We start from the raw sequence: 21,650 nt of genomic DNA, 5'->3' as shown, positions 1-21,650 counted from the left end.
TGACCGTATCTCCAGTTCGTACGGTCAATGATGAACTCGCGAGGCCGCGTCTGTGGGAGCAGCGCCAAGACGACACGAGCTACATCGGCGGGACACAGTGGATGGCGATCAAAAAAACGCTCTACGCGGCGAATCACCGAGTTGGTCTGCGCGCGTCCAGAGAAGCGCGCCGCGAGTTCAGCGTGCCGAACATCTTTGGCCTGAAGCAGCGCGAGCACCATCAGCGACAGCAGCTCCACCTGGTTCTTGCGGAACTCCGGAAAGTGCGCGGTGAAGCAGCGGGTCAGTTTGGCCAGGACATCGGGAGACGCACACTGTTCTCGCGTGTCACTCGCGGTTTTTCAACCCCTAGAGAAACTGTCGGGTACTGAGGCCCCAGGCAAACCGCCGCTGGTCACACCTCAGATTGAGCCGTTTCTGCACGAGAAATTGCGCGAAGACCGTTTCTGGACGGCGACCCTGTTGTGTGAAGCCGTCGCGCAGCAGTTTCAGGTGACGATCAGTCCTCGGACGATGACCGAACATCTGCACCGCCTGGGCTACACCTGGAAGCGGGCGAGGTACTCGCCCGCCAAAACACTCGACCCAGCCGTGCAACGTGAACACGCCGCGTCGATTGAGACGCTGAAAAAGGGGCACTGGACGGCAAAATCCGCCTGAGTTTTCTGGATCAGACTGGCTTGGGGTTGATGCTCTCGATGGGTTCGACTTGGACGCCCCGGGGCTCGGGGTGTCAGTTTGAGATCCCCACGCGATCGGGCTCAAGCGGCCGACTTAACCTGATAGGCTGTCTGACCGTTGATGGGGCCAAGACCCACCTGGACGTGCGTGAACTGAACGGAAACTGCACGGGCGAACAGGTCATGGCCTTCCTCGACACCGTGGCGCAGACCTGTGAGCCGCAGCGCTTGACCGTGGTCGTGTTGGACAATGCGCCCTTTCACAAGGGCGCTGCGCTCTAGAAGAAGATCCCACAGTGGGAGGCCCAGGGGCTGTATCTCCGGTATCTGCCGCCCTACGCGCCGATGTTGAATCACATCGAAGCCGTCTGGCGACGACTGAAAGGGTTCTTGCTCCCCAGACGCTGCTATGACTCTGTTGCACAGTTGCGCGATGCCCTCTGCGTCGCCTTGACTGCCCTTGGCGCTCGGTTGATCTAAAAGTTATCCGCAATCCACTTAACTGGCTTCAGAGAAATTTTCACCACGACCATCGGACGTTTGGAGGGGTTGCATGTTTCACCCTGCGCTGAGTCAGCGGTCACTGACGTAGCGTACCCATTCCCGCTTTAGCTCGAAAGTGCCGTTGATGACAACATATTTTGCAGGTTTCCCTCCACATGTCCGATGACCCTCATGAGAACGTTTCTATGAGGGGTCATGGCATTACCCGCCACAGCGCTTCTGACAGGCACCGTACGGCCATACCAAATTTGGAAAGAGGCGTTTTACCAAGCCAAGTCTTACGGGATGCGGCTGGGCGCCACGGCACTGCTCCTGGCAGCGGCAGATGGAGTGCGGCTGCATCGGCGGCGAGGTGACGACTTCTTGTTCCAGGATGGCGCTGCCTTTGCCTGGGGAGAGTTACATGATCAGACGCTGCTAAAACTCGCCCGCAATCTCGTCCCTGGGCGGCACACGTTCTAGAGAAGGTCCGCGGCGGTTAATCGATGCTGACGTTCCCAACTTCGTCCGAGTAATAGGCGGCGCCGTGAACGTCGGTAAGCACCCAATGCGTGTGGGTACGGCCCGCGAACAGTCGTTCTTCAGCCGCGCCTTGCAGGAATGTATGGTCCTGCAAATGAATCTGCCGGCCAACCATGGCATACCGACCTGAACGGTTTACTGACGGGCTCTTCCTGCTCCAACTGCCATCCGAGCTGAAAGACAAGATGTCCTGGCCCTCGCCGCTCCTGTAGGTTCCAGGCTTGAACAGAGGATAAAGCTGAAATAGGTCGACAGGTGATGAGTTGAAAGGCTCACCTGTCGCCTCCGAAGAGGGGGCCACCGCTGACTCGAAACCGCCGGGGACCGGAGGGAGGCCGGCGAGCAGAAACCGCAACTGTGCCAAGGTGGTGCGTGTCAGGGAAGGCCCAGTGTAAAGATCGACAGCAGCGGGCGGCGCAGTGGGATCAGTGCGGAGCGTGACCAGCGCAATGGCATGATGCAATCCCCACGTTTCACGGAAGAGACGTTCAGCTGGAGTCAACAGCACATGGTCCCGTTCAGTCTGTGTGGCCTTGACATCCACTGCGAGGCGCCCGCCCACCCGCACGTCGTAAGGCAGGCCCTGCTCTCGTTCCTGATTCAGCCATTCTACCTCAAGCTCCGATGCCTCTTGGGCCAGGAAGTTCACGAAATGCTGCTCACCGAGATAGCCGACCGTAAGCTGATACGGCTTGCCCTTTCCACTCGCGCCGCCTGATGTCCGACCAGCGCCCACACGAATCCCCAACCTACTCGGTTGGCGATCAAATGGTGGACGACTTGCCGTAATCCCCAGATCGGCACTTTTCGCATTGCGCACAATAATCTGCCGCAGCAGACGGACGATTTCCGGAGAAGTTGAGGGGCCACTGCGGAGTGCGGAGAGCCCACCTCCCCTGCTCTGCCCTTTGTGATGAAACTTCAAGTCGACGGCTTCCCCACGGACTGTGACCTGACCCCGGTACTCGTGCAGTCCGTGAGGTGAAAAGGGCTCCGAGACGGTGAGCTCGTCATCCTGAAGGAGTCGCGCCAGGGCCAGACGGTCCTGGTCCTGATTGACGCGCAGAGCAAACCTAGAGTTCAATTCGTTCTGGTTGAAGATCTGCGGTTCCATGATGCCTCCTGGGAAGATGCTGCGGTTGGGGGACGCCCTGAGGTTCTCCACCTGGGCAGGAGGCCCAGGGCCGAAGGCCATTTGCCCGGTCTCCGGATCACTGCAATCAAGCCCCGTGCAGGTTCTTCCCAGGTCAACAGCGGTCTGCACAGCCGAATCGGCAGGAGGCCTGCTCTGCTTTCCCAGCTCGTGAAGAGCCTCAGCGGTTTGGGGCATTGCGGCCTCCTGACCGCAGTGTGATGCCTGAGCGCGACAGTTATTGACGCAGGCAGAACGGCCGTAACGCCGTCCTGCCTGCGTCGTGTGACGCCCACGTGACTAGCTTTGCAACGGAAGCGTCGCACGCCCGATCAAGCGGAGCAAGTCCACCAGCTGATCCGCGTCCGCAGGCTGAAAGACGCCGTCAATCCCGGCAGGGTTGGCATTGGTAAACGGCGGCTCGTACAGGGCGCCCACCGGCACACTTCCATTCCGAGTGAGCATCTCAATGAGATGTTCAACGAACCGCAACTGCGCCGAGTTGAACACCTGACCGTTAAGGTACCGGGCAAACAGCTGTTCAGCAGCGTGACGGTCCAGGCCAACCAGACTGCGAATGAAGGTGGCCAGGTTGTCCTGTTTGCCGTAAACCTCCTCGAACACTTCACGTGACTGCACTTCCCCAGCCTCAAACAGCAGCACTTCAAGCGCCTCCAGGTCAGCGGCGGAGAGTGGGGCCGCCTGGCGAATCTTTCGGATAATCGGGTGGGTGTCCTGGCGACGCAGAAAACCCTCCACCTTCTTCCGGTACTGACGCTGATTCACCTGGCCTTCAAGATCTGGGAAGCCTGTCATGTCACTGCCGACGATGGCGTCCTGGAAGTCGGTGTAGACCACGCCGCGCTCCTCACGGTCCAGCAGACTCACCAGCCCCCGGACCTTCATCCGGATGTCCTCCAGAGCACTTGGCGTCAACGCGGTCCAGATGGCGGGGTCCTGCAATTGGGCCAGCAGGGGGCCCTGGGCCGCGACGTCAGGAATACTGGCTTTGCCTGCCAGGCCTTCAGCCATCCTCTGCACCCGGCGCTGCAGTCCAGCGGCGGTTTTGCTGCCCGTCTGGCGGGCGAGTTGCAGCTTGACGACCAGTTCATCGAACCGCCGGGCACCTTCGTCACCCGTCTGAACAGCGGAGGGCAGGCCACTGACGTGCCGCTGCAGGTCCAGATGGTCCAGTTCCGTCAGGGCGTCCCAGCGTGACCGCTGCTGGAAGGGCTCTACGTGGTCGCGCACCTGGCGCACCATAAAACTTTCCAGCGGGATGCCGCTGACCCGGGCGTGCAGGGCGTCGGCCGTTGCGGTGTACAGCTGGCGCGCCTCCTCGTCTGTCGCCCGCAAGGGGGCCAGCACCTTCAGGAGCTCCAGCTGGGTTTTGAACGTCCGCTGGAGCACCGGCTCGGCCACTTTGGTTTCGGTGCCGTCCGGGTTGAGCGAGAAGAAAGTGAGGTTGCCACAGTAGTCCAGCACGTTGAAGTGCGTTTTGGGCTGCCCAGGGCCAAACAGGTCCGGCCGTAGCCGCGTGCCGCGCCCCACCATCTGCATAAATTTGGTCTTGCTGCGCACGACCTTGAACAGCACCAGGTTCACGACCTCCGGAACGTCGATCCCCGTGTCGAGCATGTCCACACTGACGGCCAGGGTCGGCTGCTTGCTGGGGTTGGAAAAGTCATCGATCAGGGTGCCAGCAAAGCGGTCATAGTTGTCGATGACCCGCGCGAAGTTGTGCAGGTGCGGGAAGTTCGCCTCGAACCGCTGAACGATGTAGAGCGCGTGCTTATGGTTGGCCGCGAACACGATGGTCTTCCCGAGCCGGTCTCCCCCCTCGGTTTTCAGGCCGAGCGTCATCAGGTCCTTGAGCACCTCGTCCACGGTGCTCTGGTTGAAGAGCCACTGGTTGATTTCAGACGCGGCAATTTCCTCCCGGCGGCCCCCGACCTCCTCCCAGTCGACCTCATCGAACTCCTCTTTCTCCGCGTCGCTGAGGTCTTCGTAGCGAATGCCCCGCTGCAGGAAGCCCGGCGTACGGTCGCGCCCGCGGGGGGGCACCAGGTACCCGTCATTCACGGCTTCTTCCAGCCCATAGGAGAAGAGGGGGACGCCGTCTTCCATATGGAAGAGCCGATAGGTGTTGCGGTCCACCTCGTCCTTGGGCGTGGCGGTGAGGCCCAGCAGGTAGGCGTCAAAGTACGCGAAGATTGCCCCGAACTTGCGGTACACGCTGCGGTGCGCCTCATCCACGATCACCAGGTCAAAGTGCCCTGGCCCGAACACTTTCTCGCCGCTGCCCACCTGCCCGGACTCGATGAAACTCAGCATGGTGTGATACGTGCTGACCACCAACCGCGCCGTGCCGGCGTTCTCCTTGTCCTCCAGCAGGTTGTGCACACCACCCGGCAGAAACTTGCGGAACACCCGGGTGGTCTGGTCCACCAGTGCCTTGCGGTCTGCCAGGAACAGCACCCGCTTCACCCAGCCGCTGCGCTGCAACAGTTCGATGATTGCAGCGGCCGTGCGGGTTTTCCCGGTGCCGGTGGCCATCACCAGCAGGCCCTGGCGGTGCCGGGCTGATAGGCGCTCCGTCACCGCGCGGACTGCCAGATGCTGATAGGGCCGCTCCACAATGCCGTTGTTGATTTCCTGGTCGGCCAACGGCAGGCGCGTCTGACGGCGCTGAATCAGCAGTTCAAGCTCGTCGCGGGTGTAGAAGCCAGACACCTCACGGGGCGGGTAGCCCCCCGCGGCTCCGAACGCTGCGTCATCCCACAGGAACGTGCGGGTGCCGTTCGTGTAGAAGATGACCGGACGCCGCCCAAACTGCGCTTCCAGACAGTCCGCGTACAGCTTGGCCTGCTGTCGGCCGTTCTCGGCGTCCGTGCGGGTGCGTTTGGCCTCCACCACCGCCAGAGGCCGGGCGTCCGCGCCCCACAGCACATAGTCAACGTAGCCATTGCCGCTGCCCGTCGGCATTCCCGTCACCGGGTACTCGCGAACGTTCGCCTCATCAGGCTCCCAGCCAGCCTCCCGCAACAGCACGTCAATCAGGCGCTCACGGGTCTCCTGCTCACTGCCCGCAGCGGCCGAAGAACCTGAGCGTGTCGCGTTCCGGGTTTTGCGGGCCCGGACCTGGGTGCGCAGGGCACTGAGTTCCGCCTGATAGCCCGCCATGGTGCGGCGCAGGTCCTCAGCGGCCTGCTGCTCCTGGGCCAGGCGGGTCTCCATTTCCTCGAGTTGCTTGCGGGACAACCGGGCCACGTCGATTGGGGCCGGCGGCACCAGGGCTTCGCTAAAGTCCTCTGGGAGCGAGGCATGCTCATCCGCCTGATAGTTCCAGGCGAACCAACGCGCGACATACCACAGGTCCCGCAGCGTACCCATGGCCTGCTGAGCCGAAATCTCCCGGCCGCCGTGTACGGCCTGGTTGCCTTCACGGCGCACCAGATCCGCGTGAGGCTGCACCTGCAACGGTACCAGGCGAGTAAAGGCGTCCGATCGCAGTAAGGCATTCAAGCTGGTGTCGTAGGGTCTCGGGCTGAATTCCGGATCGTTGGTAAAGAGCCAGTCGACCAGACCTTCCAGTGCTCGGCGGGCGTGAAAGCTGGCGGTGCGCGGATCACTGCGAACGTATCCCTCGGCCATTGCTGCAACTTGAAATAGCTCGGGCCATTCTTGTAAAAACGCAAAATTGGACAAGGGCAATACCTCAAGGGAAGAATTAGAGGAGAAGCTACAGAGCTACTTCGAAGTTGCGCAAAGTGAGAGAACCGGAAAACGCCTGGGATTGAAGCGTGTCACCCAAATCCCTCATATGATTCAAACTCGCTCTTTGGTAGTCAATCTGATCTTGAATTACTTGAAGCTCAATAAGAATTTTAACTTGGTGAGCCAAGTCAGGCATAGGAAAGCGCATTTTCGAAATGCTACCTAAGCTAAGGTTTGCGATAGTTGCCGTCACTGACGAACCCCGCATTTGAGCTTGTGCTTCCGAGGTGTCAAGCCATTCCCTTAAGTATGCAGAATTGATGGAATGTAAGGGCCTGATAATTGCAATTGCCTGATTGCAATTCATTTCTCCATCAGACTCGATGACTAAGGCAGAACGGCCAATAGTTCCCGCAATCGATAATAGTACATCATTAGGCAAAATTATTGACCTTGCTAAGGCGGAATTAGTCTCTCGATTAATAAAAAGATCGTCAGAAGCATGCACTATTCGGCCATCTACTAAATTCTGAACTCTAAGGAATTTTGCTCCAGCACTTGAGAAATCAAATCCCAGAGTGGTCGGAGTGGTTCCTTTAGTGATATAACACATCTCACCTAGTGTGATCTCCCGTACCTCAACAGTGCTGATTGCAAATTTAAAGGCTTCCGATTTAAGTAATCTGAGTTTTTCAATACTCCGCTCCCGCTTTTGCCGAAGCGCGTCCACTTCATCCAGCACCGCTGCAATCCGCTGCTGGATGTGGAGAGGGGGAAGGGGAATTTCGAGGTTGAGGGCACGCGCAAAATCAAGATTAGAAATGTTCGTCGTCTGTCGACCAAAGCTTCGGACAGTGTCTTGCACTTTTGACGAGGTAAACCAGTGAAATAGATAACGGGGATCGAGGCGCGGCGAGTTGATACGCAAAGCAGAAATAAATCCACCAAGTGTAGCCTCATAACTTAACTCAGGTACCCAGCACGCTTTGCCTACCAAATTCCAACTATTGGCGCTTGACACCAAAAGATCGCCATGACGAACAAATTGTTCATCACGCTTCACTATGTCCCTGGGCACAGCGATAAGGTCACTTTGGTCTAATTTGGTTTGAACATTGCTCGTGCGGAAGCAAACGACTGAGCCCTCCGACCCCACCTCTACCTTTGCGTCCGGCTTAAACGTCACACCGCGAATGAAATGAGTCAAATCACCAAGCCTTACCTGATCCCAACTCATGCCAGCATCTCCCGCAGACGCTTCAAACCAGCCTGGATTTCACCCTCCAGCGCATCGAGATCATCCAGGATTTTTTCTGGTTTGTCGTACTCCACCGCTTCGTGCTGCGTTTCCTTGTAGCGGTTGATGCTCAGGTCGTAGCCATTGGCAACGATGTCTGCCTTAGGCACGAAAAAACTCTGATCTGTGCGTTGCCGTGCCTGTTCCTCGTCCCGCTGATGCCAGCGGTGAATGATGTCGGGGATGTCATTCTCGCTGGTGGGGTTCCGCTTGTCGTCGAGCGTGAAGCCGTCAGCCTTCATGTCGTAGAACCACACGTCGCCCGTGCCGCCGCGCCCCGTCTTGGTAAAGATCATGATGGCGGTGGACACGCCTGCGTAGGGCCGGAAGACGCCGCTGGGCAGGCTGATGATGCCTTCGAGCTTGTGGTGCTCCACGATGGTTTCCCGGATCTGCTTGTGCGCCTTGCTGCTGCCGAACAGTACACCGTCCGGCACGATGACGGCCGCCCGGCCGCCCGTTTTCAGAAGTCGCAGGAAGAGTGCAAGGAACAGCAGTTCTGTCTTCTTCGTCTTGACGATGCTGGTCAGGTCCTTGGCGACGCTGCTCTCGTCCAGGCTGCCTTTGAAGGGCGGGTTGGCCAGGATCAGTGAGTACAGTTCACTGTCTTCGCCGTGGTCGCTGCTGAGGCTGTCCTTGTTCCGGATGTCCGGGTTGGGAACGCCGTGTAGCAGCATGTTCATGGCGGCCACACGCAGCATGGTGTGATCAAAGTCAAAGCCGTGGAAGGCGGCGTTCTCGAAGTGCTGTTTCAACGCCGGGTCACTGTAGATGTCGTGTTCATACCGGGCACGCAGGTACTCTTCACTGCCGACCAGGAAGCCGGCGGTGCCGCAAGCCGGGTCGCAAATCGTGTCCTGCGGGGTGGGGCGCATCACCTCGACCATCATGTTGATGATGTGCCGGGGCGTGCGGAACTGACCGTTCTGTCCGGCGCTCGAGAGCTTGCTCAGCAGGTACTCGTACAGGTCGCCTTTGGTGTCGCGGTCCTGCATGGGGATCTTGTCCAGCCCGTCGACCACGCGGGCCAGCACACCTGCTTTTTCGGGCGGCAGAGTGAACCGCGCGTCTTTCATGTGCTTGGCAAAGGCGCTGTGCTCCCCGCCCAGAGTGCGCATCCAGGGGAAGATGCGGTCCACCAGGACGCTGTACATCTGCTGAGGGGCCAGGTCCTTGAAGGTCTTCCAGCGGTACTGGTCCATGCCGTCGGTGAACACCGGGTTCTGGATAGGTTCGCCGGTGCGGTTGGCGCGCGCTTCGCGGGCGGTATGCGTTTCGTCCAGCCCTTTCAGGAAGAGCAGGTAGGTGAGCTGTTCAACAACTTCGAGAGGATTGCTGACGCCGCCGGCCCAGAAGGCGCTCCAGACGGCATCGACCTTGCTTTTGACTTCTCCGGTAATCATGCTGACCTCAGCCTAGTGCGGAAAGAATGGTTTGCGGGACCGAAACCCTGCTTTTTTTGAGACGGGCGCCGAGTGGGCTTGCCTGGGCGTGATGTGCTTGCATGGCAGGCATGGACGATCTGGCGTATTACGACCTGGAGCGGTATCTGTTTGAGACAGTCAGCGTCAGGTTTGCGGCGGACGAGGAGATCAGCACCTTCGACTTTTTCTGCATTGTGGTCTGGAAGGCCAACCGAGCCAAATCGAGGGTGGCAGCCCGGCTGATGAAACGAAATCCGGAGCTTGATCTGGCAGTCCAGCAGCTGGTGACGGAAGTTCGAAGCGCAGAGAACGCCGCGGCGAGGTTGAAGGTGCTGATGGTGGACTGGGGGTTTCGCCTCCCCATGGCATCGGCGATCCTCACGGTTTTTTATCCGGACGAGTTCACCATCTACGACGTGCGGGCCTGCGAGCAGTTGGGGAACCATCACAAACTCGCAGATATTTGGGACTTTGGCAGATTGTGGGAGGGCTACCAGGGATTTGTCGCGGCTGTTCAGGCAGCGGTGCCTGACCATTTGAGTCTCCGCGATAAGGACCGGGTGCTGTGGGCCCGTTCGTTCAGACAGCAGCTCGAAGCCGACACGAAACGCCGCTTCGGTGTCGGGGCCGAACTGTAGGCTCGGTTTCCCAATAGGCGAGCGAAAGGCTGACCAGGCGGCAGGCTGACCCGAGGCAATCTCGGCCTGTTTCATTCGTCGGCCTCGTCCAGACCTGATGGGTAACGTTCATTCAACCGCGCCAACAGAACGCCTCGTTCACGCACCTGCGCGGGGTCCGGCCACTGAAACGAGAAGTTGTGCTGGCCTTCCCGGACGCCACGCATGAATTCATTGCGCAGGATGCTGCTTAGCCGGACGGCGTCGCGCTCCCGATGTTCCCCTTGCAGCTCCCACAGAACGGTGATGACGTCACTCTGCTTGTCGTTGTAGTCAAGGGCAATCTTCCACCGGACGACGCCGTCCGGCGTCTCCGCATCGCTGAACACGCGGTAGGGCGCGAGAAGCTGAAGCCACAGGTCATGCATCGCAAACGAAATGGCTTCCGCACGGGTCAGTCGTGCGTCCCGGTGCCGCAGCTTCCGGCGCTCTTCGTAGTACGCCATGGCTCCAGCCACACTGACCGGATCCCACGCGTTCAGGGCGTCCCTCCAGCAGAACTGGCATCCTGAAATGCCTTCGGGAAATGTTTGGCCAGGGCGTCCAATGTGCCCTGGTCGCGCAGCCGGCAGACAATGTTCTGGTTGCTGAACAGATTGCCCCCCGCCAGGGCCCCATGTTTAGGAACGGTCTGATGCCAGCTGACGCCGACCAGCCATTCCGACAGGTCCGGGTCGTCAAGGTCATGCAGGGCTTCAGGCGCACTGAACGTCAGCGCGGACGCCTGCTGCACCTGGCCGTCCAGCAGAAACGGAAAGTCCTTCATGGGTGTGGCCACCGACGTGACGGTTCCGACACCGACGTACCCGACCTTAGGGATATAAGCCGCCACCCGTCGTCCCGGCTGCAGCCCTTCAAGCAGGCGGGTGTATTTTTTCCCTCTGCCTGCACTCAGGAATCCGTACTTCACCGCGTCATCCCAGCTGCGCCACTGCTCCTCGCGGAAGGCCACGTAATAGTCCTGACCATTCCACGGCTGCTGCTTTTTGTTGCTGTCGCGGCGCTCGACCCGCTCAGCCGCCTCATCCGGGTCAATCAGCCACGAGCGCACCAGAAACGCACTGCCTGCCGCCGTGAAGTGCCGGAAGAAGGCCACGTTGATCGGCACGCCGTAATCCACAAGGTACTGGACAATTCGCTCGGTGGACGGATCAATGTCACTGGCCACAATGGTGAGCTGATGCGAGGCGTTCAGCGTTTCTGGAACGGCCGCGTCGAACGTGTCCCGGAAGCCATCGGCAAAACTGGCACCGGCATGGTTTTCGCCGTAGATCCGACCAACGTCCTCGTGACCCAGTTTGCGGACCCAGGCCGCGTAATCCAGGGCCTGCGCCACCACGTCGCGTGGCGTCAAGCCACGCTTGAGCTCAATCACGTGCAGGTGACCCTCGCTGTCAATGGCCAGCAGATCAATGAATTTGTTGTTCTCGGTGCGCACCTGACGCCCAATCAACATCAGACCCGGATTGAGAATACCGAGGTTCTGCTCCAGGGCCGCCTGCAATTCGCTCTCCAGGGCCAGGGGGATAAAGGGAATCTTTTCGACGGTCTGACCGATTTTCCAGATGGAGGTTTCCACAGGCATCAGGCACCTACTTGAGTTGAGGGGCAAACACGGCGTACGGTTCAATCAGCGGGGCGGCGTAGTCAAGATTGAGCTCAGGCAGTTTGGCTTCCAGGGCGCGCGTTTCGTCCTCCAGCATGTCGGCAAGAGCGGTCATCAGCCCCGGGGCAGGTACGCCATCGGCGCCGGCCTTGAGGCCATTGAGCAGTTGCAGCAGCTCCCAATCGCGTAGCCATGTGGGCTGCTCGCCCATAAGTCGGCCTACCAGCGTGCGGCGGGCTCCGGGGGTATTCGTCACCCGGTCCGCGATCCGGAAGACATACAGAGGCGCACTCAGTCCAGCCCACTCAGCCACGGCGACGTTGGCGGGATACTTGCGGGCTTGCGCCACCGCGCGGTCCACCACCTTGTGCCCCACACCCGCCACGTCCTTGCCTTTAAGGGCCCGGTTGAATCCCAGTTCGCGGTAATTTCGCAGGATACCCACCTCGCCCAGCCAGGCTTCTGGCGTCTTGAAGGACAGCAGGTCGTCCTGTTCATCCACCAGGCGTTGATTCAACCGCAGGGCCTGGCGAAAGAAGGGAATGAGGTCAGGCAGGTCCACCCGGGGGATAACGTCACTGACCTGCTGGTAATCGAAGCTGGTGCTGTGTCCAATCAGTTCCTGAACGGTGTTGAGGACGTCACGCCCTCCAAACTGCGAGGTGGTCCGGTCAAACCACTCGTCCAGGTTGTTTCCCTGACGGGCCGCACCTGAAAACGCGTTCTGGAACACCTGGGGCGAGGTCATGCCCAGAACGAGCTGCAACAAGTCCTCTGGCTCGTGCATCACATGGGCAAAGGCCTTCATGATGCTGTCGATCTTGGTATTCAACTTGTCCCAGATGCGCGCCTCAACGGTGCCGGGGTTGCGGAACGAGAGGACTTCAACCTGCCGGGTTTGACCGTAGCGGTTCAGGCGCCCGACCCGTTGGTGAAGGCGCATCGGGTTCCACGGTAGATCCACGTGAATCAGCGTGTGGCAGCTCTGCTGCAGATCAATCCCTTCCCCCGCCGCTTCAGTCGAAACCAGGAAGCGGCGCTTGCCTTCATTGAATTCGGTGGCGGCTCGATCACGCGTGGTGTGCAGGCTCGCACCCAGAACGTCGTCTGCGCGGTCGTCTCCGTTAATGAAGGTAACGCTCTGCTCGCCATAGGTCTGGGTCAGGGCCTCGAGCAGCAACGACTGCGTGGCCTTGTACTCCGTGAAAAAGAGGACGGACCGGTCGGCGAAGCGCCCATTCAGGGCCGTCATGATCGCCCGGATCTTCGTTTCTTCAACGACCTGGTCGGCAAGCTCCAGCAGTTCCTCAAGCCGCTCCTTCTCGTCGGTCATCAGTTGCAGACCGCCGCTCCAGAAGCCCACAAGTTCTTCAAGGGCGTTGGCTCCCTCTATGTCTCCGGCCTCCTGTAAGGCCGTGAGCTCGCGTGTCTGGGCGTCCGCTCTACTGATCTCGCCCTTGAGCCGCGCTGCGCGGCTGCGCAGCGCGCGGCGAATGGCAGCGACGGAACTGGAGGCCAGCTTCTGCAGTGCGATCAGCACCAGCATCACAGCCTGGCTGTTTGCAGTGTTGCCCAGCGACGCAGCGTAGGCCTGACCCGTGGTAATAAAGTCCGTCAGCCGCTCGTAGAAGGTCGCTTCTTCAGGTGAATAGGTGTATTCCTCGCTGGTAACCACCGGCGCCTGAAACAGCCGTTGCCCATGAAGGTCTGTCACCGTCTGTTTGTTGTTGCGGATCACAACTTTCGAAAGGTGCTCGAGCTGGCTGGCCATTTCCTCATTGGCTTTGAAGAGATCCGGGCGAAGCAGCTCGAGCAGCGACAGGAAACCGTAATCCTTGCCCCGGTGCGGCGTGGCGGTGAACAGCAGCAGCCCACCGATTTTGTCGGCATCCTGCAGTTTTGCCATCAGCTCAAATCCCAGCGTGGCGCCGGTGGCCTCATCCACATTGAGGTGGTGCGCTTCGTCCACCAGAATCAAGTCCCACGCGTCAGCGGCGAGCAGACGCTCATGCCGGCCCTTGTGGTTGTCGCGGAGGGTCTGCAGCGACGCGATGACCTGATTGTGAATGTCCCAGTAGGTGGTGCCTTCCCGGGCGTCTTCCCGGTCCTGCGAGGGGTCATACACCGTGAGGTTCAGATCGAACATCTTCTTCATTCGGTGTTGCCACTGGCCAGTCAGTGACGCGGGCGCAATCACCAGCAATCGAACCACCTGACGCCGGCTGAGGAGCGGCCAGAGGATCAATCCCGCTTCAACCGTCTTCCCGAGCCCCACGTCATCGGCAATCAGCCAGCGGGGCGGCCAGCTGTCGAGCACCTGTTTACACACCCACAGCTGATGAGGCAGCAGGGCAATGCGCGAGCGCGAGAACACGCCCCAGGTATCGTTGAGGGAACTGATCAGCTCGGCCTGGATCCGCTGCTGCGCCTGCTGCGGTGCGTGCTGCTGCCCGGTGCGCAAGGCCTGCAGCACGGTGGTTTGGGCGCTTAACTCTGCGAGCAGGACTTCCTGAATGCCAGAATCGAAGCGAACGACTGCGGTGCCTTCGGCCAGCATCATGATTCGGCCGACCCCAAGCGTTCGGTGCGCGACCTGATCGCCGGACTGCAGGGTCATGCCAGACTCCCGGCCAGCGTATGGCCAAACAGCCGTTGCTGAAGTGCGCGGGCATCCTGATCATCCCGGCCAGTCCCCGCAAGCGCCTGCAGGGGAAGATCAAAGTGACCTCCGAAGGTGGCGCCAGTGGCTCCGAGCTCCTTCATCAGGTAAGCGTGAATTGCACGCGAGTTCTGCTCTGGTTGCTCCTCAGACAGAGTGATTCCAGTGAGTTGCTCAACCACCCGGCAGACCCGACGGGTGGGTACATAGGCCAGGGGCTGTAGGGCTGGGTTGATCAGGACGCCCGCGCGCAGCAACTCGCGGATCAGAAAAGGCCCGCCAATACCCAGGGTGCGGCCCAGAGGCGGTGCACTCAGCCCACTGCCAGACAGCAGCGGATTCACGTCAGGGGCCAGCAGGGTACGCAGGGAAGTGGTTGGCATGTGTTCAAAATTCAAAATCAGCTCCACGTATTGGGGCAGCCAGCGCCCGAGTTGGTAGAAACCCACGAAACCTCGCATCCAGTGCGCGAATTTCAGCACTTCAGGATTGGAGGTTAGGAAATCCCGAACTGTGCCAAGCCAAGCCTCATCGCTTGTGAACGGGTCACTGTAGGTGCCAATCCACTCTTTACTCTGAAGCAGGGTCAGGAAGCCGCGGTGCGCTTCTGGTTTGACCCGGCCCATGGATTGAAGGCTGCTGAGCAGCAGCAATGAGAGCCACGCCTGACGGTCATGGGCCGAGTCCAGATCAACGTCGCTGCTCGTGACCAGCGGAACGCCACCCGGATAAAGCCGGGCATTGTAACGGCTCGCGTACGCTTGCCCCTCGCGGGCCCACCAGGCAGCCAAGCGGCGTACCGCGTCGGAAGGCAACTGTGGGAGGTCACCGACATCGTCGTCCTCCTCCTCAGCCCCGACGTTCACAGTTGAGATTTCCGGGGGCGCGAGCATTTGACGGGCTTGGCGCAGAACGTTTAAGACGTCAATCTGCTCCTCCTCCGTCAGCTTGGCCCACACGGCAGACGAAACCATACGGTCATGAAGAAGCCAGGTACCAGCGATCTGCTGACGCAAGTCCACAGCGACCGGATCCTTGGCGCCCAGGGCTGACAGGTACTTCAGAGCAGCCAGCCGTTTGTCCGGCGTAGCGTGCAGCAGCCAGGTGACCGTCGAGAGTTTTGGCGCGTCACCTCTGAGTCTGCGGAAGAGAGCCAGGGCTGCCGGCGGATACTCTTCAGACAGACGGGCGCTGTCTGGTGCGAAGGGAAAGCGCGCCGCTTCATCTGACTCGGTCTTGGAGGTGCCCACCAACAGGTGAGCCGGCAGATGATACGCGCGGTCCTGTGCAAGGAAAGTCAGGCCGTCAAGCCACTTGTCTGTGGCTTCATCCTCTCGCAGGTGCCGCAGTTGTTCGTCGCTCAGTACAGCGGTCAGCCAAAGGGCTGCGGCGGGTGATACCTGCTGCTCTGGAAACAGCAGCGTCAGTGCGTCGATCAGGTTGATCCGCTTCTGCGGGACTGGGAGACCCAGCGCGCGTAGGGTGCGTGCCGTCTGTTCGCTGATCAGCGTGCCAGGCGGAAATTTCTTGCGGAACCCCGGCTGTTTAAGCAGCACCTTCGCCGCTTTGGATTCGACCTCCAGGATGGACAGCGCGGGATCCCCGGCCTTTACCAGGGTGTCGTACTCCTCAGGCAGAAGGCTCGGAATCAGCCGCTGCTCAAGGGTCAGCGCGCCGTACGCGCCTGTGGTGCCCCAGAGCAGCGCCCGAACAGCGTCCAGGGCAGGCGTCGGCGCTGCCTGTGCAATGGATTCAGCAAGCACCTTCCATAGACCACGGAGGAAGTCAGGGGCCAAAGGCGGAGCCCAGCCTTTCACCTGGCTCCACTGTGCCTCTGCCGTCGAGAGGAACAACTGGGTCAATGCGTCTCGTAGATCCGGGACCAGGCTCCGGACAAAAGCACTGACCTGCTCCTCATTACGCGCCAGCTGGGCACGGCCGGGATCCAGGGGAAACGCAGCGTTCACCAGAAAAGGCAGCTTCAGGGCCTCCTCTGTGGGCGCCGTCACCCACAGGTTAGGAATGGTCACCGGAAGCGAACCAAAACCGCCGTCCTGCAACGGAATCAAGAGATCCACCTGCCCTGTGTGCAGAACAAGGGCCGTTAATGGCTTATGCCGGGCGCCACTGGGCTGAGCGCGGACGAGTTGCACGCCGCGCCTGATGGCCTGGGCATGCCAGGTCCAGCGGCTCTTATCCCCCTCCACGTGCAGTTGCAGTGTCCGAATCGCGCGGGTAAACGCCAGCGTGTAGGGCGCAAGGTCACCAAAGCGCGCCATGACATTCTTGGCCTGAGTGACGTCGCGGAGCGGCAGCTCAATCAAGGTGCCGTCTGCCACTTCAGGAGGAGAGACGCTCTCCGTGAATTTCCGCAGCGCCGTCACTTCTTTTTCAGTGGGCACCACTGGATAAACGCCGCCCAATACCGTGAAGGCCAGTCGGCCGCTTTTCACGGTGGGCCGGTCTGAAAGAAGAAACACGCTTTTAAAACCGAGACCAAATTGACCGGTCACGCCTGCCCCCTTATCGGAGGAAAGCAGCGTCAGCATCTTTTCAAGATCAGCGTCAAAGCTCCGGCTTCGTCCATCAAAGTCACCGTACGCGTAGAAATTGACGGGTCGGCCATGGTGTACGGCCCGCAAGGTTTGTCCTTGCAGTGCAAGGGTAAAAGTCTGCCGGCGCTCATCCATCTCGCGCGTCATTTCCTGCCACTCGATCAGGGCGTCATCGGCATTCTGCAGCAGCTCAAACGGAACGCTCGCTGGCACATACTGCTGATCTTGCACCTTTTTCCGAACTCCTGCCAGCAGCGTTTTCTGTGTGTCTGCGTCGTCCTCCACCAGTTTACGAAGTCGCACCTGATGGTCATGGACCTGAGCGAGAGCCTCACGCTCACGCGCCGGCGCCCCCTGCTCACGCGCCTGCTCCGCTGCACGGTCCGCTTGATCAATCTGGCTCAGCAGCAACCTGACACGGCTGTCCCGGCTCAGGCCCAACTGCCGGCCCCAGGTTTGCGCCGCTGCTTTGATCAGACGGCTTTGCGTGGCTTTCACTGTCGCCTGGCTGCTGTTGACGACTTTGAAGTACTCGGCCGCAACATGGGGAGGTAAATAGGAATGGTAGGCGGAGAGCACCCAACGCACGGAGTGCAGCAACAGTTCACTGAGGTTCAGGTCACTGCGCTGAAGATCGACCCACTTGAGCTCCACCGGATAGACGTAGAAGCCGCTATGCCGGAACGGTTTCAGGCCGTGCCGGTGGGAAAAGATGCTGGTGAGTTGGCTGTCTTCCTGAAAAGGCACTTCAAGAGCGTCACCCAGGAGATTGGCCACTTTCTGGGTACGCCCTTTATTCACAGTGATCAGCAACCTGGTCTGGTCGAGCAGCTCCTTATACGTTCTGAAGCCGTGCGGCAGCTTATCCGAGGGCACGTCACGCAGGGCCTGTTCGCGGAACACACCAAAATCGAAGTTGGCCAGATAACCCGCAGCAGTTTTATGGAGCTCCGGGTTGCCGTCCAGCAGACCCAGGAAGGCTCCCAGTTGCTCACGGGCAATATCGGCCTTTTCACACTCCCGCACGAACGCACGCAGGCTCTGCCCACCGTTTTTCAGGGCAATGTCAAGCGGCACGTCCATGGAAGGGGCTGGGCCTACTGGCAAATCGCTGCTGCTGGAAAGCCCCTCACCGTACAGCGCTCTGCGGTGATTCTCATGAAGCACGTAGCGTGGGTCATACTGGGCGCCAACCACCGTCAGATCATCAGGCTTGCGCCATTCGCCGACCCCATTGAGAAGATGCAAATTCGTCAGAACGCTGAGGGGCCTTCCCGCATCCCGCACGTCCGCCAGCAACGCCAGGTAAGCGTCTGTCGCGGCTGTGCGCACCTCTTGATCCGCCGCGCCCGTGATCTGCCCATAAAGATGAAGAAGTTGTTCGCTCAACCGCTCCGGCATGAGCGGCCGGGATGCGGCCTTGAGCAGCCTGGTTAACCATATTTCTTCACGCTCAAAAGCGTGCAGCAAACCCAGCAGTGGAAGTCGTCGAACGTCCATGGCGCCAAAAGCGGTCATCCAGGCTCTGGCCCGCCCGGTGATGCTGCCGACGTGGTACAGCGGCGTCTGCGACACCAGCGCGCAAAGTTCCTCCAACTGCTGTTCTTCACTTCGGAGCAAACGCAGGATCGTGGTGCCGGCCTCAGCTCGGAACTCAGGCAGAAGATCGGCTTCAATCACTGGCCGACGATCCGGCGTGAACGTTCCGATCTCACGCAATTTCTGAATCTCTTCGTGGCTATCTGCCATCCGAGGAAAGAACAGAACGTCCTTGGGCGCCGCGCCGCTGCCAGCTTGGAGTGGCCACCAGGGCAGTTCGCTGGCCCTTTGTGGCGTAACAGTACCCGGCATCTTCTTCAATGCGTCCAGCAGGGCCTGCCAGTGTTGCCAGACATCTGGCTCGTTGCGAAGGTACTCCCAGACGTCCGACGGCGTCAGGACCGGCGCGAGGGCCGCGAGGCGTTTCTTTAAGAGTTCAGATTCAGGCCGTGCCAGTAAGATGACTTTTCCACTCAAGGCGTCGCTGACGGCCAGACCGCCGTCCAAGTGAACGCCAGGCGTTATGGCCGTCAGGGGGCCTCTGAGCGTCTTGAAGAGGGGCAGCTTCTTGAGGAGGGTGTCATCCTTCCATTCCAGAATCAGGGTCTCACGTTCCTCGGGCGTTAACTTGGCGCCTGGAAATGCATGGGGAGCGCCAGTCAACAAGGGGCCCAGGGACGCGGGTGAAGCCACGTCGACGCCCAGGAAGCGTTTGGCCCGGGCGTTCAAGAATTCCACGGGGTCCCGGATCACAGTCCAGCCCAGTGGAGACGACTCGGCGGCCAGACGCGCCACTTTGCCCCAGAGGGTACCGCTGCCCTCTGAAATGAGAAGTGGCGTACTCTCGTCCGCTGCGTGAGCACTGCTGCCGTGGAGGAGACTGCGCAGTACCGGACGGTTTTCGGTACGCTCAAGCACGGTAGGACTTGACTCAATCAGTTTCCTGACCAACGCCAGTCGGTCCCGGGCAGGAGCGGCAGTCGCCGCGTGCCGCACGGTATTGAGCACGGCCGTGACACTCAACCGCGGAATGTCCAGTTCCAACAGGTCAACGAGCCGGTTGGGCACCAAAAACAGCTGCTCATTCCCAAGAACATCCTGCAGGTGACCCAGTAACGCCGCGTCGTCACCGTACTGCCGAAAAATCCGACCTGTGCCTGCCAGACCTGCCGCTTCCTGGAGGGTCAACCAGGGACCGGTTCCCTGCGAGCCGCGGGATGTAGGCAGCAGTTTCCGGCTCCCGCAAACGGCCGCGAGCTCCACAGTTTCCGGCAAACGGTCTTTGATCAAGCGAAGCACCGGGGCAATGTCATCCTCAACCTGGATCGTGTCCAACAGGAGTTGCGCGTCGCGCTCGTTCAGGAGACGCTCTTTGCTGGCCGGCGCGTACCCGAAAGGAACGATCAAAACCCTGCAGGCGACCAATCGCACGCGCTCAGCAAGTTCAGCTGGAAAGGATTCCGATAAAGCCAGCACCTGCTCTGGAAAGAGCTCCGCCAGCAGGGCGGCCACCTCACTGCGGTGCTTGGAGAGCCGTGCCGTTTCACAGAGGGGCCAGGCCTGCCGAACAGCCTGAAGCAGAACGTCACGCAGCTCACTCAAAGGCAGAAAACGCAGGGTCATACGCAGGCCCTGCATCTGGTCGGGTCGGCCCAGCAGGGCCACGAAGTCCAGGTGAGCCACCAGCTGGCGCGCCAGGTCAAGCGGCCAGATTGGCGCGCACAATGTGCGCGCCACAAAATTGGGGCTACCAGCATCTAACAGCGCATGCTCGCCAGCCAGGGCAGGCAGTTCGGGCCAGAGATCAAGCAGGGCTGGGTGGCGCTGAACAGGCAAGAAGGTCTGAACCGCGCTGGTCAGCGTCCATTGAAAGGTCGCGTTTCGGAGCACGCACGCCCATTGGTACCGGCTGGTCAGGGCTTCCATATGCTGTTTGGCAAAGCCAGATCGGCGCAGCGCACGACTGACCTCGGTCCGCTCATCGTCGGTGGCGTCTGATGTAATTTCCGCCAGACCTTGAAGAACAACCGGCAGGGTGGCCTGGACGGCGAGCAGCCCATTCCAGTGCCGCCGAAGTTCACTCACGTTGGCCGGAAGCCTTCCGTCAGGTGTGGGGTCAAGGTCGTAGATGGCTTTTCGGTCTTCTTTAAGGAAGAAGTACCCATGGAGCGTCAGGGTGTAGGTCGAGGACGTGTTCAGGACCTCGTTCAACGCTTCTTCTACCGGCAGGAAGACGGACCACAACGCCCGCAGCCGCCCCTCCTGACCACTGGACCTCTGCCACACGGCGGCGCCGTGTGGCACGGACGGATCTTTCTTCTGCATGTTGCCATAAAGCGTCACCACCTCTGTGGACGGCCAGTGCTCACTTTGGTTCAGGCTGGTCAGCCACTCGTGCTCAACCAGAACCTCATGCCCGACGTAGACCGTCGGCGCTTTCATCGTGGACGTAATGGCCCCAGCGAAGGTGCGTTGAAACGGCGCCTGATGCCTGAAGTTTGAGGTTCGCTGTGAGCCCACCTGATTCAGCACCAGCAGGGGCGCATCGACTTCCGGGCGGGATTTGACAATGATGCGGCGCACCCGCCCCAGCATCGGCATCAGGTCCTGTACATCCTGAATGGTTTGGTCACTGATCGAAAAGGGCTGGTCTCCAAAGTAGTTCGACATCACCTGCACGGGTAACTCATGCCCTGGCACCAGGCAGTCGGATTTCCGCCGCAGGGGCACCCAGACGACGAACCCTTCTGGAATGCCCAGTTCTTTCAGGTGGGTCAGAATGCGCGCCCGGTCAGCCGTCCCGAACTGCAACCACTCTGGACGAATAGGTGAATCGCCACTCAGCCACGGTGATAAGACATCGAAATGCGGCGACGCCCACCGGTCATCAGGCGAGAGCCTTGCGTCCATGAAGAAGAGTGCTTCAGCGAGGTAAAACACGCTTTTTAACCCCAGGCCAAACTTCCCAACGGTGCTGGAATCCCCACCCTTGGTGCTGAGCCCCAGACTGACGATGGCTTCTGCGTCTGGAGGACTCAGCACGCCGTCATTGACAGCAAAAATTGCTGGCGCAGACAATAAGGGATGGTCAGCGTCTGGCAGCCCCATCGAGCAGCCGAGAGCCACAAAACTGGCAGTGCCCTGGCCGTCACTTCCAGAGTCGTCAGCATTTTGAATCAGTTCTTTGAGTACCAGAAAGTGATCTGTCGCCTCATTAAAGAGATTACGCAGGAATTTGATGTCTGTTAAGTTGCTTCTTTTAAACCCGGCCACTGCTAACTCCTGTTTGTTCTGGGCTCTTTGTTCTCAGCCAGAGCGTGATGTATGGTGCCGCTGGA

Annotated in this window: 10 protein-coding genes and 2 pseudogenes; 3 read left to right on the top strand and 9 right to left on the bottom strand. The window is 60.0% G+C overall.

The window, feature by feature from the left end; genetic code table 11:
• Positions 1–239: pseudogene (locus tag C8263_RS19640) on the bottom strand (IS4 family transposase); the annotation flags it as partial.
• A gap of 85 nt (positions 240–324) precedes the next feature.
• On the opposite strand from C8263_RS19640, the gene C8263_RS07425 reads away from it, so the two are divergent.
• The gene (locus tag C8263_RS07425) at positions 325–660 is read left to right on the top strand and encodes a winged helix-turn-helix domain-containing protein (protein WP_158263766.1); all 336 of its coding nucleotides are present in this window, start codon (positions 325–327) and stop codon (positions 658–660) included.
• Positions 661–689: 29 nt separating this feature from the next.
• A pseudogene (locus C8263_RS19635) lies at positions 690–1,160 on the top strand (transposase).
• A gap of 502 nt (positions 1,161–1,662) precedes the next feature.
• Here the strand turns inward: C8263_RS19635 and C8263_RS07410 are convergent.
• The 4 genes from C8263_RS07410 to C8263_RS07395 form a co-directional block, all read right to left on the bottom strand.
• Positions 1,663–2,820 (bottom strand): protein NO VEIN domain-containing protein, encoded by a 1,158-nt coding sequence (locus C8263_RS07410; protein ID WP_158263765.1) that lies wholly within the window; start codon positions 2,818–2,820, stop codon positions 1,663–1,665.
• A 318-nt stretch (positions 2,821–3,138) separates the two neighbouring features.
• Complete coding sequence (locus C8263_RS07405; protein ID WP_146160629.1) at positions 3,139–6,546, bottom strand: DEAD/DEAH box helicase family protein; 3,408 nt, start codon at positions 6,544–6,546, stop codon at positions 3,139–3,141.
• Between the two features lie 34 nt (positions 6,547–6,580).
• Positions 6,581–7,792, bottom strand: a complete 1,212-nt coding sequence (locus C8263_RS07400) for a restriction endonuclease subunit S (RefSeq protein ID WP_107137478.1) — start codon at positions 7,790–7,792, stop codon at positions 6,581–6,583.
• Positions 7,789–9,255, bottom strand: a complete 1,467-nt coding sequence (locus tag C8263_RS07395) for a type I restriction-modification system subunit M (protein WP_107137477.1) — start codon at positions 9,253–9,255, stop codon at positions 7,789–7,791. The genes C8263_RS07400 and C8263_RS07395 overlap by 4 nt, the downstream gene beginning before the upstream one ends.
• Before the next feature lie 110 nt (positions 9,256–9,365).
• Here C8263_RS07395 and C8263_RS07390 point away from each other — a divergent pair, with 110 nt between their 5' ends.
• Positions 9,366–9,914, top strand: a complete 549-nt coding sequence (locus C8263_RS07390; RefSeq protein ID WP_107137500.1) for a hypothetical protein — start codon at positions 9,366–9,368, stop codon at positions 9,912–9,914.
• A gap of 71 nt (positions 9,915–9,985) precedes the next feature.
• Here the strand turns inward: C8263_RS07390 and C8263_RS07385 are convergent, their stop codons facing one another.
• From C8263_RS07385 to C8263_RS07370, 4 genes are read right to left on the bottom strand one after another with little or no spacing between them, the layout of a single operon-like run.
• Positions 9,986–10,399 carry a hypothetical protein gene (locus tag C8263_RS07385; protein ID WP_107137476.1) on the bottom strand — a complete coding sequence of 138 codons (414 nt, stop codon included), beginning with the start codon at positions 10,397–10,399 and terminating at the stop codon, positions 9,986–9,988.
• Between the two features lie 32 nt (positions 10,400–10,431).
• Entirely contained in the window at positions 10,432–11,538 is a 1,107-nt protein-coding gene (locus tag C8263_RS07380; RefSeq protein ID WP_146160628.1) for a DUF8606 domain-containing protein, read from the bottom strand.
• 7 nt (positions 11,539–11,545) lie between these two features.
• Positions 11,546–14,176, bottom strand: a complete 2,631-nt coding sequence (locus C8263_RS07375; RefSeq protein WP_107137474.1) for a DEAD/DEAH box helicase — start codon at positions 14,174–14,176, stop codon at positions 11,546–11,548.
• The gene (locus C8263_RS07370) at positions 14,173–21,585 is read right to left on the bottom strand and encodes a sacsin N-terminal ATP-binding-like domain-containing protein (RefSeq protein ID WP_146160627.1); all 7,413 of its coding nucleotides are present in this window, start codon (positions 21,583–21,585) and stop codon (positions 14,173–14,175) included. The genes C8263_RS07375 and C8263_RS07370 overlap by 4 nt, the downstream gene beginning before the upstream one ends.
• Positions 21,586–21,650: the final 65 nt, after the last annotated feature.

Origin of the sequence: Deinococcus arcticus, assembly GCF_003028415.1 — a bacterium.
GTDB lineage: Bacteria > Deinococcota > Deinococci > Deinococcales > Deinococcaceae > Deinococcus > Deinococcus arcticus.
Note: the sequence above shows the minus strand (reverse complement) of the source record. Positions and strands in the feature narration are given on the sequence as shown.